We start from the raw sequence: 13,322 nt of genomic DNA, 5'->3' as shown, positions 1-13,322 counted from the left end.
AAAGGCAGAAGACAGCCAAAAAGAACTTCTTCCATTTTTTATTTTAAAACTTTTTTAAGCAGCCGATATATACTGTATCAAACCTGAAGGAGCAAGTGACATGAAGACTTTTATCAATTGGCTGAAGAAACCGTCTATTTCAAAGAAATTAATCGTCTCATTTATTGCGATTCTCATTATCCCTATTCTTATATTAGAATTTAGCTCTTACCGAAGCGCCAGCGGGAAGCTGGATCAGGAAATTATGGGAAATGCGAAAAACAGTGTCGATACATTTAATACAACTGTTACAAATAATCTGGGAGAAAAAGCGAAAGCAGTCACCTTTTTCAGTGAATCTCTTAAAAGATCCGCATTCAAAGGGAAATCAAATCAAGAAGAGATCAAAGCTAAATTTTCACAATATGTATCTATTAATCAAGGAGTAGCCAGAATTTATGGGGGCGCAGATAACGGCACTTACGTACAAGCGCCAAAAGAAAAATTGCCGGAAGGATACGACCCGAGACAACGCCCTTGGTACCAGGATGCGATGAAGACCGGCGGTGAAATTGTCGTGACAGATCCTTACGTGGCTGCGAGTGACGGAAGCATGGTCATTACCATTGCACAGGAGCTGAAGGACGGATCTGGCGTTGTCGCCATGGATATTACCATTGATAAATTGTTAGAACAAATGAAACAAATCAAGGTAGGGAAAGAAGGTTATGCTTTCATTGCAACAAAAAACAAAACCTATGTCGCCCACAAGAACCATAAGGCTGGAGAAAAGCTTTCAGGCGACTGGGTAGCCAAAATGTATGCGAATGACAGCGGTGAACTCCAGTATACTCTTAATAACGAAGATAAAAAGATGACCTATACTACAAACGAACTGACTGGTTGGAAAATAGCCGGCACAATGTATATGGATGAAATTAAGGATGCCTCAAAGTCTGTGCTGACAACAGGAATGATTGTGCTGATTGCTTCCATTGTGGCAGGCGGAATTTTAATTTTGTTTATCGTTCGTTCGATTACAAAACCGTTAAAACGTCTTGTTCAATCATCGAAAACGATCAGCAGGGGGGATCTGACCGAAACGATCGAAATCCATTCAAAGGATGAGCTTGGAGAGCTTGGCGAAAGCTTCAATGAAATGGGACAATCTCTCCGCTCTCTGATCAGCGCTATTCAGGACTCGGTGAACAATGTGGCCGCATCTTCCGAACAGCTTACCGCATCTGCCGGGCAGACGAGTAAAGCCACCGAGCATATTACGATGGCGATTGAGCAGTTCTCAAACGGAAACGAGGAGCAAAGCGAAAAGGTTGAATCCAGCTCTCATCAGCTGAACTTAATGAATGAAGGACTCCAGCAAGTCTCACAAACATCGTCAGATATTACAAAGGCATCTATCCAATCAACGGAAATCGCCGGAACGGGTGAGAAGTTTGTGCAGCAGACAGTCGGACAAATGAACTCGATTAATCAATCTGTTCAGCAGGCTGAAGCTGTTGTCAAAGGCTTAGAAGGAAAATCAAAAGACATCACAAGCATTTTGAGAGTCATCAACGGAATCGCTGACCAAACAAATCTGCTTGCACTAAATGCAGCCATTGAAGCGGCGCGTGCCGGAGAGTCAGGACGCGGCTTCTCTGTCGTAGCGGAGGAAGTGCGCAAGCTGGCTGTCCAATCAGCCGATTCAGCGAAAGAAATCGAAAAGCTGATCCAAGAAATCGTCGCAGAAATCGACACCTCTCTTCACATGTTTAAAGAGGTCAATCAGGAAGTACAGTCCGGACTTGTTGTCACAGACAATACAAAAGAAAGCTTCCAGAGCATTTTCAGCATGACAAACGAAATCGCGGGCAAGCTGCAGACGATGAATTCCACCGTCGAGCAGCTGTCAGACCGTTCACAGCATGTTTCAGCAGCAGTCAGCGGCATTGCAGACGTGTCGAAAGAAAGCTCGGCAAGCATCCAGGACATTGCCGCATCAGCTGAAGAACAGCTTGCTTCCATGGAAGAAATCAGTTCCTCAGCGACGACTCTTGCGCAGATGGCAGAAGAGCTTCGCGATTTGACGAAACAATTTAAAATCGAGTAAAAACCGAAAAACAGCGCTATCAAAGCGCTGTTTTTTTATATGGTAAACAATAATAAAGTCCTAGCTTAATCGGTGAATTTAGAACTATTTTTCATTTTTTCCTTCATTTTCAATGTAATTTAAAGGAAGATCCGCCGATATAATTTGTAAATTATTGAAAGAAGGTTCAAAAGGAAATGAAAAAAACACTCACCACTATTCGCAGATCATCAATTGCAAGGAGACTTATTATTTCTTTCCTGCTGATCTTAATTGTTCCGATAACCGCCCTTTCGGTTAGCGCTTATCAATCAGCAGTTGCCTCACTTGATGTACAGATGACGCAAAGCGCAAAGGAAAATGTTCAGATATTAGATCACATCATTGATGATAAAATCAGCACGACTGAAAAAAGCCTCGCATATTTCAGCGATTGGGCTACAGCAGAAAAATTTCAGGATAAAAAGAAAACAGAGCTGAAACAGGAATTTAAACAATTTATCCAAATGAATGATAATGTTGCTGCGGTATTTTCAAGCGGCAAAGACGGGGACTTCACACGTTATCCGTACGCTGACATGCCAAGCGACTTTAATGCTTTGGAACGAGATTGGTACAAAGAAGCAATGGCCAATAAAGGCAAAACAATTGTCACTGAGCCTTATGAATCGATTTCATCAGGAAAAATGGTCGTCACCATCGCCCGTCAAACGGTGGATGGGTCAGGCGTTGTCGCCATTGATATGAAAATTGATGACTTAGTCACTACCGCGAAAGGAATCAATATCGGAAAAGAAGGCTATGCTTTTATTTTGAGCCAAAACAAGAAAGTCATCGCCTACTCCGGAGAAAAAGCGGGAACAGAGCTAAAAGGGGACTGGGTTGATAAGCTCTACAAGGATAAAAGCGGGGACTTTGAATATCCGTACAAAGGCAAAAAGAAAAAAATGGCATTTGCAACAAGCGAAACAACAGGCTGGAAAATTAGCGGCACGATGTATGCAAACGAGATTCACGATGCTGCAAGCAGGGTTCTGATCATGGCTTCAATCGTTCTGGCGATTGCTATCGGAGCTGGAATGACGGCGATTTATTTTGTGATTCGATCCATCACAAAGCCATTGAGACGCATTGTCGCATCCGCTGAAAAAATTAGTGAAGGCGATCTAACCGAAACGATTGAAATCAATTCAAAAGATGAACTCGGCGTTCTGAGCGAGAGCTTCAATCATATGGCACACTCGCTTCGCTCGCTCATTCACGAGATCAAAGACTCAGTAGAACACGTTGCTTCATCGTCTGAAGAGCTGACTGCATCGGCAGACCAGACAAGCAGAGCCACTGAGCACATTACGATGGCTATCGAGCAATTTTCAAACGGCAGTGAAAGCCAAAGCGAGAAAATAGAAACGACAACCGAACAAATTAATGAAATGAATGACGGATTGGCAGAGCTGGCGCGGGCAGCAGCAGTGATTACAGAAACATCCGCAGATTCAACAGAAGTGTCAAGTAAAGGGGAGACACTCGTCCAGAAAACAGCCGGCCAAATGAACACAATTGACCATTCCGTAAAAGCAGCGGAACAAGTGGTGAAAGGGCTGGAGATCAAATCAAAGGATATCACAAATATTTTGCTTGTCATCAACGGTATTGCGGATCAAACCAATCTTTTGGCTTTAAATGCCGCCATTGAAGCGGCCAGAGCGGGTGAATACGGCCGGGGCTTTTCAGTCGTCGCTGAGGAAGTGAGAAAGCTCGCGGTACAGTCGGCTGACTCGGCAAAAGAAATTGAATCGCTGATCAGTGAAATCGTAAAGGAAATTCACACATCACTGAACGTGCTTCAGTCCGTAAACAAAGAAGTTGAAACAGGGCTTGTCATGACGGATGAAACTAAACAGAGCTTCAAACATATATCGCAAATGACCAATCAAATTGCTTCCGAGCTGCAAAACATGAATGCGACGGTTGAGGAGCTGTCAGCGGGAGCTCAAGAAATTTCCGCAGCTTCAAATGATATCACAGCCATTTCTAAGGAAAGCTCGGATGGCATCCAAGATATCGCCGCTTCAGCTGAGGAACAACTGGCATCCATGGAGGAGATTAGTTCATCTGCACTGACGCTTGAAAGAATGTCTGAAGAACTCCGTGATCTGACAAAACAATTTAAAGTAGATAAAGAATAGGTCTAAGATACTATTTATTTATGGGAAATTAGTTACTTTTGTTAAATTTCTTCTTTTTTGCTGTATATATTTACCCATTTCCAGCCGATATGAAGGGTAGCATAAAAAAGGAGAAATGAATGATGAAAAAAATACTCCAACTCATAAAACAAAGATCAATTACACGGAAGCTTCTCGTTTCCTTTCTGTCGATCCTCATCATACCGGTTGTCATATTGGCGATCTTTGCGTATCAATCGGCTAGCAGCTCACTCGACAGACAGATGATGGGGAGCGCATTGGAAAATGTACAGCAATTAAACGAAATCATCAACACCAGCATCGGCGAAAAAGAAAACAGTGCTGATTATTTCAGCGAATGGCTGACAAAAGAGAAATACAATGCAAAAAGCAATGCAAGCATAGCAGAGAAATTCTCACAATATATCAGTATTAATAAAGATGTAGAGTCCATTTATACAAGTGACACAAAAGGGCACTTTACCCGCTATCCGGATCTCCCGATGCCGAGCGGCTACAATCCGGTTGAACGCGACTGGTACAAAAAAGCGGTTGCGAATAAAGGAAAAGTCGTTGTGACAGATCCTTATAAAACTGCGTCTACAAATACGATGGTTGTGACAATCGCCCAGCAGACAAAAGATGGTTCAGGCGTTATCGCAATCAACATGACCATTGAAAATCTGTTGAAAACAACCAAAAAAGTCAACATCGGCACACAAGGCTACGCATTTATCATGACGAAGGACAAAAAAGTTGTCGCTCATCCTAATGAAAAATCAGGAACTGAATTAAAAGGCGACTGGCTCGATAAGATGCTGAACGCTGATAAAGGCGATTTTCAATACACCATGGACGGCGATAAGAAAAAAATGGCCTTTGACACAAACAAGTTGACGGGATGGAAGATCGGCGGCACCATGTATTTGGATGAAATCCATGAGGCAGCCCAGCCTGTCCTTCACCTTGCTTTAATTGTCTTGGCCGCAGCTATTATCATAGGGATTATCGTCATGACTTTGATCATTCGGTCGATTACAACACCGCTGAAACAGCTTGTCGGTTCCTCTAAGCGGATCAGCGAGGGAGATTTGACGGAAACCATTGATATCCGTTCAAAAGATGAATTGGGCGAGCTCGGCAAAAGCTTTAACAATATGGCGTCGTCACTTCGTTCTCTCATACACGCCATCCAGGATTCGGTAGATAATGTTGCCGCTTCCTCTGAGGAGCTCACTGCATCAGCTGCGCAAACGAGCAAGGCAACAGAGCACATTACATTGGCGATTGAACAATTTTCTAACGGCAATGAAAAACAGAACGAAAACATTGAAACGGCAGCAGAGCACATTTATCAAATGAATGACGGGTTGACGAATATGGCTCAAGCTTCTGAAGTGATCACTGATTCATCTGTTCAATCGACAGAAATTGCAAGTGAAGGCGGCAAGCTTGTTCACCAAACCGTCGGCCAAATGAACGTCATTGACAAGTCCGTTAAAGAAGCGGAGCAAGTCGTACGCGGATTGGAAACGAAATCGAAAGATATTACAAACATTTTGCGTGTGATCAACGGCATCGCAGACCAGACGAACCTGCTTGCCTTAAACGCAGCAATTGAAGCAGCGCGCGCAGGCGAGTACGGCCGCGGCTTCTCCGTTGTAGCGGAAGAAGTAAGAAAACTGGCAGTACAGTCAGCAGATTCAGCAAAAGAGATTGAAGGATTAATCATCGAAATTGTGAAGGAAATCAATACCTCACTCGGCATGTTCCAATCTGTTAATCAAGAGGTGCAGACAGGACTTGACATCACAGATAAAACAGAAATGAGCTTTAAGCGCATTTCTGAAATGACGAACCAAATCGCCGGCGAACTGCAAAATATGAGTGCGACGGTTCAGCAGCTTTCTGCCAGCTCCGAAGAAGTTTCGGGAGCGTCTGAGCACATTGCATCGATTTCAAAAGAAAGCTCAGCGCATATACAAGATATCGCGGCGTCAGCCGAAGAGCAGCTTGCTTCCATGGAAGAAATCAGCTCGTCTGCAGAGACCCTTTCCTCTATGGCGGAAGAGCTTCGCGATATGACCAAACGATTCAAAATCGAATAATAAGCCTTAACACCCAAGCTTGTTGCGCTTGGGTGTTTTTTTTAGTTTTTTTATTAAACCTTTTATCCTAGTTTGACGATATTAGATTTATCTTAAAGGAGGAGTCAACGAGAATGGGAAAATTCATACAATGGATCAAACAGCCATCGATCAGCAAACCGCTAATCGCTGCGTTTCTGGCAGTGCTTATTTTGCCGGTTGGGGTTTTAGCATATTTCAGTTATCAATCAGCTTGGAATGCGTTAGACAGAGAGCTCATAAGCAGTGCGAAGGGAAATGTTGAAGAACTAAACAGTACGCTGCAAAATAAATTAGAAGATAAAGTAAAAGCAATAGATTATTATAGTGAGACAGTCGATAAAGACATATTGTTAGGCAAAAACAAAACATTACTGAAAGAGAAATTTAAGCAGTACACGACACTTAACGACGATGTAGGCGCAATCTATGCTGCTTCAGAAGATAAGAAGCTTTATAAATATCCGGATAGCGGTGTTCCGAAAGGTTTCGATCCGACAGGACGTGACTGGTACAAACAGGCGGTTGCGGAAAAAGGACAAGCTGTTTTCTCAGAACCGTATACCGATGAAGCGACAGGAGATATCGTTGTAACAATTTCAAAACAATTAAAGGACGGGTCAGGGGTTATAGCGCTGGATTTAAACCTGGATGAAGTGCTTACTGCATCAAAAAGAATCAAAATCGGTAAAGAAGGCTTTGCATTTATTACGACAGGCAACAAAAAATATATCGCTCATCCGACCATTAAGCCTGGGACAACCGGCTCCGGCGATTGGACAAACCAAGTATATTCCAAAAATGACGGCTCCTTTGAATATACATTCGAAGGCAAAGAAAAGAAAATGGCCTTTACGACAAATAAACTGACTGGCTGGAAAATCGCGGGCACATATTTTGTCAGTGAATTGCAAGATGCTTCAAGCCCGGTGCTGAACACTGCGGTTATCATTTTATGCGTGTCAATAGTAATCGGCGGCATACTCATACTCTATATTATCCGTGCCATCACCAAGCCGTTAAGAAAACTTGTCTCAACGTCTGCAAAAATCAGCAGCGGAGATCTCACAGAAGTCATTGACATTCACTCGAAAAACGAGTTTGGCCAGCTTGGCGAAAGCTTTAATGAAATGTCTGCATCATTGCGTTCTGTAATCGGCGTTATTCAAACGTCTGTAGAAAACGTCGCCTCATCTTCTGAGGAGCTGACGGCAAGCGCAGCCCAAACAAGCAAGGCAACTGAACATATTACACTTGCCATCGAACAGTTCTCAGATGGCAACGAGGCACAAAGCGAGAAACTGGAAACAAGCTCAAATCATCTTTCTCAAATGAACGAGGGGATTTCAAAAGTGGCTCAAGCCTCTTCAACCATTACGAAATCATCGATTCAGTCCTCTGAGGCAGCGGGCAGCGGAGAAAAGCTGGTGGAGCATACAGTCGGCCAGATGAAAACAATAGACCAATCCGTTCAAAAAGCGGAAGCGGTTGTGAAGGGCCTTGAAACAAAATCGCAAGACATCACAAGCATCTTGAATGTGATTAACGGCATTGCTGATCAAACCAACCTGCTTGCATTAAATGCTGCGATTGAGGCGGCAAGAGCGGGAGAATACGGAAGAGGTTTCTCAGTAGTTGCGGAAGAGGTTAGAAAACTTGCTGTACAATCAGCAGACTCCGCCAAGGAAATTGAAGGATTAATTCAAGAGATTGTCAGGGAAATCAGCACCTCACTTACAATGTTCCAATCCGTGAATCATGAAGTGAAAGAAGGCTTGCAGATTACGGATCAAACAGCGGAAAGCTTTAAACAAATCTATGAGATGACAACCCAAATTTCCGGCGAATTGCAAAACTTGAACGCGACGGTTGAACAACTGTCAGCCGGATCACAGGAAGTGTCAAGTGCTGTTGAAGATATTTCTGCAGTGGCGAAAGAAAGCTCAGCAGGCATTCAGGATATCGCAGCTTCGGCGGAAGAACAGCTTGCTTCCATGGAAGAAATCAGCTCTTCAGCGGAAACGTTGGCAAACATGGCGGAAGAACTTCAGGACATTACGAAGAAATTTAAAATAGAATCATAATGAAACGAGAAAGCGGCATATCTGCTGCTTTCTTTTTTTGTTAAAAAGCAAAAATAAACAAAAATGATTCAAAAACAAACAGAAATCATATATAATGAAAACGGATACAAATAAAAGGGTATGGAGGAATATCAAATATGGTGAAACATATATGGGATTCAGAGCGAGCTGCACAGCTGCCTAAAGGTGTAGAGGAATTGGTGTACAGGTCCAATCTGATCGGGTCAGACCGCACTGTCTGCAACTGGGGCGGGGGGAATACATCTATGAAAACAACGGAAAAGGATTTTAGAGGCCGTGAAATAGAAGTCATGTGGGTAAAAGGAAGCGGTTCGGATTTGGCAACAATGAAAACGCATAACTTTACCGGTTTGAAATTAGATGATATCCGCCCGCTGATTAAAAGGGACCAAATGCCAGATGAAGAAATGGTAGACTACCTGTCTCATTGTATGATAGACAGCAAACATCCCCGCCCTTCAATTGAAACGCTATTACACGCTTTTCTGCCATACAAACATGTTGACCATACCCATCCAGATGCGATTATCAGCATATGCTGTGCAGATAATGGAAAACAAATCGCTGAAGACATTTACGGAAACCGGTTTGTATGGGTGCCATACGTCCGCCCTGGATTTACTTTGTCTAAAATGATCGCTGAAGGCGTAGCAAACAATCCCCACGCCGAGCTTGTATTAATGGAGAAACACGGCTTAGTCACTTGGGGAGAGACGTCAGAAACATGTTATCAAAAAACGATATCCATCATTCAAGAAGCCGAGCAGTATATTAACGATCGTATCAATCAGCATGAGGTATTCGGAGGCAAAAGGTATCAGCCGCTGACGGAGGATAAAAGAAAACAAATCTTGGCAGGCATCATGCCTGTGATCAGAGGAGCAGTAAGTGAAGAAAAGAAAATGATCCTTTCCTATGATGATCATGACGATGTCTTGGAATTTGTAAACAGTGTCCAAGCGCCAGCACTTTCGCAAATCGGTGCGGCATGCCCGGATCACCTTGTTCACACAAAACGGGTTCCGCTGTACATTGATTGGAATCCGGAAACTCAAGATGTGCACAAGCTTGCAGATCTGATCAAGTCAGGAGTCGAGACCTTTACATCAGAGTATCAGGCTTACTTTACACGCAATCAGCAGGATGAGGATCAAATCTTTGAATCCGCCCCGCGGGTGATATTAATTCCTGGAATCGGAATGGTGAATACAGGAAAAAGTTATGCCATGTCTAAAGTAAGCGGGGCTTTATATCGGAGGGCCATCGCCGTAATGAAAGGAGCAACCGCTCTGGGGCAATTTGTTTCTTTACATGAAAATGAATCGTACCATGTCGAATATTGGCCGCTCGAACTATATAAACTCACGCTGGCCCCGCCGGAAGCAGAATTTTCCCGAAAAGTAGCGTTGATAACTGGAGGAGCCGGCGGAATCGGCAGTGCAGCATGCCGCCGATTTGCAGCTGAGGGAGGGCACGTGATCGTAGCTGATCTGAATATAGAAGGTGCACAGAAAATTGCCGGGGAAATAAACGATGCATACGGAGAAGGACGGGCAATGGCTGTCAAAATGGATGTGACAAAGGAGGAAGACGTACAATCAGCTTTTGAACGAGCGGCGCTTGCTTACGGCGGCATTGATATCGTCGTCAATAATGCCGGGCTGGCCACATCAAGCCCATTTGACGAAACAAGTCTAAAAGAATGGAATCTTAATATGAATGTTTTAGGAACAGGCTATTTCCTTGTAGCCCGTGAAGCGTTTAAACAGATGAAACAGCAAAATAGAGGCGGAAGCATGGTATTTGTCGGATCGAAAAATTCGGTTTATGCGGGAAAAAACGCCTCTGCCTACAGCTCGGTTAAGGCGCTTGAAACCCATTTAGCAAGATGCATCGCAGCAGAAGGCGGAGAATTCGGCATTAGGGTCAACTCCGTTTTGCCTGATGCAGTTCTTCAAGGATCGGCAATCTGGGGTTCAAGCTGGCGGGAGGAACGAGCCGCGGCGTACGGGATTGAACCAGATCAGCTGGAGGAACATTACCGGAAACGGACAGCATTGCTCGTCAATATTTACCCGGAGGATATTGCCGAAGCCATTGCATTCTTCGCTTCTTCCAAAGCCGAAAAAACAACGGGCTGCATGATTACGGTAGACGGCGGCGTCCCAGCTGCTTTTACGCGTTAGAAATATGCTATGATAAAAAATATAAGATGGACTACAATATGAGGAAGGGCGTTACTGATGCTAGTAGCAGAACGGCAGCAAAAAATAGTGGAAATAGTGAATACGCGTTCAAGCATCCGCGTTTCCGAATTAAGTGACATATTTTCAGTCACAGAGGAAACCATTCGGCGTGATCTTGAAAAGCTTGAAAAAGAACATAAACTGAGCCGGAGCCACGGAGGAGCGGTCAGTATTCAGCAGAAGGAATCAGAAATTCATTTTTCTGAACGGGAAATCACGAATGTCATCGAAAAAAAAGCCATCGCTCACGAAGCGGCCAAATATGTAAAAAGCGGAGACCGAATTATTCTCGATGCAAGCACAACCGCCTGGTACATGGCGAAAATACTCCCTGACATTGAGCTCACCGTGATTACAAACTCAATGAAAGCAGCTATTGAACTCAGCAATAAAGAAAATATATCAGTCATTTCAACAGGCGGCATTTTGCTGGAAAAATCATTATCGTTTGCCGGCCCGTTAGCAGAGCGTTCACTTGAGACCTATCATGTCAATAAAACCTTTCTGTCATGTAAGGGATTTGACGTACACAATGGGATGAGTGATTCAAATGAGTGGCAGGCGCTGCTCAAAAAACGGATGATCGAAAGGTCGGACCAGACCATTTTGATGGCCGATTCAAGCAAATGGGGGAACCGCGAGTTTTCACATATAGCCTCGCTGCAAGATGTCAGCCGCCTAATTACGGATTCTGGACTTGATCCGGCCTCGGTAAAAGCTCTTAAGGACAAAAAGGTGAAGGTGACAGCTGTTCCTCTTTCGAAGAGAGGGTGAAAGAATGATTTATACTGCCATTGATATAGGCGCATCAAGCGGGAGAATCATGGTAGGTGAACTGAATGAAGGGAAGCTTAACATACAAGAGATTCACAGGTTCGCTAACGGTTTCAGTCAAAGAGACGGGCATTGCTTTTGGGATATTGATCATTTGCTAAAACAAATCCTGCAAGGACTGCAAAAAGTAAAGACGCTTGGGTATGAACACTGCACCGTAGGCATTGATACATGGGCAGTTGATTATGTCTTACTGGACGAAAAAGGCGGTCGGTTGCGGGAAGCAATCTCCTACCGTGATAGAAGAACAGATCACACAATAGACAAACTGGAACATACCCTCTCAAAAGCCGCAATTTATCAAAAAACAGGAATACAATTTCAGCCTTTCAACACGATCTATCAATTGTATGAAGAAGACCGTGAGCTGCTGATAAAGACAGACAAAATTATGATGGTTCCTGATTATTTAGGCTATTGTTTAACCGGAAAAGCTGTAACGGAAATCACAAACGCGTCCACAACACAGCTTTTAAACGCCTCAACGGGAAATCTTGATCCTGAATTGCTTGAAGCCGTGTCCGTTCAGGAACAGCAATTTGCGCCGCTGACTGAACCGGGGTGTGAGCTCGGGAAGCTAAGAAATGAGTGGTTCCCGGATTATGATCTCCCGGCGTGCAAGGTGATGACAGTCGCAACACATGATACGGCCTCGGCCGTCATTGCGGCGCCAGGCGTACATGATGGCTGGGCGTATATCAGCAGCGGAACATGGTCGTTAATCGGGATTGAAAACAAAACACCGATAATAACTGATCTTGCTTTAGAAAACAACTATACAAATGAACGCGGCGCAAACAACACCATTCGCTTTCTCAAAAACATTATCGGCATGTGGGTGATACAAGAAGTCAGACAGCAGTTACAAGCAGATTACTCTTTCCAGCAGCTTGCAGAAGAAGCCGAAAAAACAGAACCATTCCAGCAATTTATAAACTTAAATGATAAACGATTCCTGAATCCAGAAAACATGATAAAGGAAATACAACATTATTGCAGACAAACCCGCCAAAAGACTCCTCGCACTGCAGGCGAACTTGCCTGCTGCATCTACAGCAATTTAGCCATCATCTATGCGATTGCCATCAAAGAGCTGGAAACGATCACAGAAAAACAGATTCAGCAGCTTCATATCATCGGCGGCGGAGCCCGAAATGACTTCTTAAATCAATTAACGGCAGACATGAGTGGAAAAGCGGTATATGCAGGGCCGATAGAGGCAACTGCCACCGGAAATCTTTTGATGCAAATGATTGCTGCCAAAGAAGTCAAAGACATAAAAGAAGCCCGGCAAGTCGTCAGAAATTCCTTTCCGATCAAAGTGTTTACACCTAAAGACATTGATAGAAGCACAATCATTCAGTCATTTCAGCAAACTGTTTTGAAAGCGCTATCTAAATGATGAAGAGGTGAAAAGGTTTGAAAAGAAAAGCCAGTATCATGTTTGTCCATCAAGACAAGTACGAAGAATACAAACAGCGGCATGATGACATTTGGCCTGAGATGGCAGAAGCACTCAAAGCTCATGGAGCACACCATTATTCCATTTTTCTAGACGAGGAAACAGGCAGGCTTTTTGCATATTTAGAAATAGAGGATGAAGAGAAATGGAGAAAGATGGCGGACACGGAAGTGTGCCGAAGATGGTGGGAATCGATGGCGCCATTAATGAAAACAAATTCGGATTTCAGTCCTGTTTCGATAGATCTAAAGGAAGTTTTTTATTTGGATTGAAAAACTGATAAAGGGAGAGA

The 13,322-nt window shown here is 43.7% G+C and carries 8 protein-coding genes; all 8 read left to right on the top strand.

The window, feature by feature from the left end; all coding sequences use genetic code 11:
- Positions 1–100 precede the first annotated feature (100 nt).
- The 8 genes from mcpB (at position 101) to rhaM (ending at position 13,302) form a co-directional block, all read left to right on the top strand.
- Positions 101–2,089 (top strand): methyl-accepting chemotaxis protein McpB, encoded by a 1,989-nt coding sequence (mcpB, locus tag NYE56_RS15750; RefSeq protein WP_341284076.1) that lies wholly within the window; start codon positions 101–103, stop codon positions 2,087–2,089.
- Between the two features lie 176 nt (positions 2,090–2,265).
- Complete coding sequence (tlpA, locus tag NYE56_RS15745; protein WP_341284075.1) at positions 2,266–4,257, top strand: methyl-accepting chemotaxis protein TlpA; 1,992 nt, start codon at positions 2,266–2,268, stop codon at positions 4,255–4,257.
- Between the two features lie 119 nt (positions 4,258–4,376).
- On the top strand, positions 4,377–6,365 hold the full coding sequence (gene mcpA / locus NYE56_RS15740; protein WP_440582977.1) for a methyl-accepting chemotaxis protein: 1,989 nt from the start codon (positions 4,377–4,379) through the stop codon (positions 6,363–6,365).
- Positions 6,366–6,478: 113 nt separating this feature from the next.
- Positions 6,479–8,467 carry a methyl-accepting chemotaxis protein TlpB gene (gene tlpB, locus NYE56_RS15735; RefSeq protein WP_341284074.1) on the top strand — a complete coding sequence of 663 codons (1,989 nt, stop codon included), beginning with the start codon at positions 6,479–6,481 and terminating at the stop codon, positions 8,465–8,467.
- Positions 8,468–8,604: 137 nt separating this feature from the next.
- Positions 8,605–10,674 carry a bifunctional aldolase/short-chain dehydrogenase gene (locus NYE56_RS15730; protein ID WP_341284073.1) on the top strand — a complete coding sequence of 690 codons (2,070 nt, stop codon included), beginning with the start codon at positions 8,605–8,607 and terminating at the stop codon, positions 10,672–10,674.
- Between the two features lie 57 nt (positions 10,675–10,731).
- Positions 10,732–11,508 (top strand): rhamnose catabolism operon transcriptional regulator RhaR, encoded by a 777-nt coding sequence (rhaR, locus tag NYE56_RS15725; protein ID WP_268556276.1) that lies wholly within the window; start codon positions 10,732–10,734, stop codon positions 11,506–11,508.
- Between the two features lie 4 nt (positions 11,509–11,512).
- Entirely contained in the window at positions 11,513–12,970 is a 1,458-nt protein-coding gene (rhaB, locus tag NYE56_RS15720) for a rhamnulokinase (protein WP_341284072.1), read from the top strand.
- Between the two features lie 17 nt (positions 12,971–12,987).
- The gene (rhaM, locus tag NYE56_RS15715; RefSeq protein WP_221777293.1) at positions 12,988–13,302 is read left to right on the top strand and encodes an L-rhamnose mutarotase; all 315 of its coding nucleotides are present in this window, start codon (positions 12,988–12,990) and stop codon (positions 13,300–13,302) included.
- The last annotated feature ends 20 nt before the right edge of the window (positions 13,303–13,322 follow it).

The sequence above is a fragment of the Bacillus sp. FSL R5-0603 genome (assembly GCF_038050295.1).
GTDB classification, from domain to species: domain Bacteria; phylum Bacillota; class Bacilli; order Bacillales; family Bacillaceae; genus Bacillus; species Bacillus subtilis.
The sequence above is the reverse complement of the archived record's forward strand: the minus strand, read 5'-3'. Positions and strand labels throughout refer to the sequence as shown.

Excerpts from the sequence above, each read along its gene's own strand:
- NYE56_RS15730 (WP_341284073.1), top strand. The coding sequence starts at position 8,605 with ATGGTGAAACATATATGGGATTCAGAGCGAGCTGCACAGCTGCCTAAA.
- mcpB (WP_341284076.1), top strand. The coding sequence starts at position 101 with ATGAAGACTTTTATCAATTGGCTGAAGAAACCGTCTATTTCAAAGAAA.
- rhaR (WP_268556276.1), top strand. The coding sequence starts at position 10,732 with ATGCTAGTAGCAGAACGGCAGCAAAAAATAGTGGAAATAGTGAATACG.
- rhaB (WP_341284072.1), top strand. The coding sequence starts at position 11,513 with ATGATTTATACTGCCATTGATATAGGCGCATCAAGCGGGAGAATCATG.
- tlpA (WP_341284075.1), top strand. The coding sequence starts at position 2,266 with ATGAAAAAAACACTCACCACTATTCGCAGATCATCAATTGCAAGGAGA.
- tlpB (WP_341284074.1), top strand. The coding sequence starts at position 6,479 with ATGGGAAAATTCATACAATGGATCAAACAGCCATCGATCAGCAAACCG.
- mcpA (WP_440582977.1), top strand. The coding sequence starts at position 4,377 with ATGATGAAAAAAATACTCCAACTCATAAAACAAAGATCAATTACACGG.